At 65.7% G+C, this 958-nt stretch carries 1 protein-coding gene and 1 pseudogene; both read left to right on the top strand.

Annotation, left to right across the window (positions count from 1 at the left end; translation table 11 throughout):
• Positions 1 to 655, top strand: a 655-nt coding sequence (locus GTP69_RS30830; RefSeq protein WP_202424643.1) for a peptidoglycan-binding protein, incomplete at its 5' end; no start/stop codon positions are given.
• Between the two features lie 19 nt (positions 656 to 674).
• Positions 675 to 958: pseudogene (locus tag GTP69_RS30825) on the top strand (general secretion pathway protein GspB); the annotation flags it as partial.

Here is a 958-nt window from a genome sequence, read left to right as displayed (position 1 = left end):
GGTGCTTGCGCATGCCCAGGCGGCGACGCCGACGGTGGCACGGGTGGCTGTCTCGTCGGCGCCAGTGGCCGTGGTTGCACCGGTTGGGACCGACGCTGCCGCTGCGCTGCGCCAGCTGGCTGGCCTGTGGGGCCTGACGCTGACGGCCGGCGACCCGTGCCAGACGGCGGCGCGCGCCAATCTGCGTTGCCTGCAAGCGAAAGGCAGCATTGAGGACGTGCGTCTGCTGGACCGTCCGACGATGCTGAAGCTGCACGACGATCCTGCTGCGCCCAATTACGTGCTGCTGACCGCGCTGGACGAGGGTAAAGCCACCATCGTCACTGCCGGCGGCAAGCCGCAGACTTTGAGCGTGGAAGCGCTGACGGCGCGCTATGACGGCGAGTTTTCCACCTTCTGGCGCGCGCCCAAGGTCTGGCGCGATGAGGTGCATAGCGGCGACCAGGGGCCGGATGTAGACTGGCTGGCCAAGCGCCTGTCGCAAATCTATGACCTGAAAAAGCCACAGGAAAACCAGCCGCTGGATGCGGTCTTGCGCAAGCGCCTGACCGAGTTCCAGACCGCGCAGAACCTGAAGGCCGATGGCGTGGCCGGACCCAAGACTTTTATCCGCCTGTATCAGCTGGGCGGTGTGCAGGAACCGCGTCTGCGCTAACCGAAACGAATAGCAAACTATGTCTTATATTTTGGAAGCCTTGAAAAAGGCGCAAGCAGAACGTCAACTGGGCAATTCGCCGACCCTTCATGCGCCGACGTTGCAGTCGGCCGAGAGTGCGTCGTCGGTGGCGCGGTTTAGCAAGCCGATGTTGTTGGCGGTGCTGGGCATGGCGGTGGTGATCGGTGTGTTGCTGGTGCTGGTGTGGCGGCCGTCTGCGCCCGCTGCAGCGCCGGCGGCGCAATCGGCCGCGTCGCCAACGCCGGCGATGCCGGTCGTGGCGGCCGCACCAGTCGCACCGGC

The sequence above is a fragment of the Duganella levis genome, assembly GCF_009857605.1.
In the GTDB taxonomy this organism is placed as follows: Bacteria; Pseudomonadota; Gammaproteobacteria; order Burkholderiales; family Burkholderiaceae_D; genus Rugamonas; species Rugamonas levis.
Note: the sequence above shows the minus strand (reverse complement) of the source record. Positions and strands in the feature narration are given on the sequence as shown.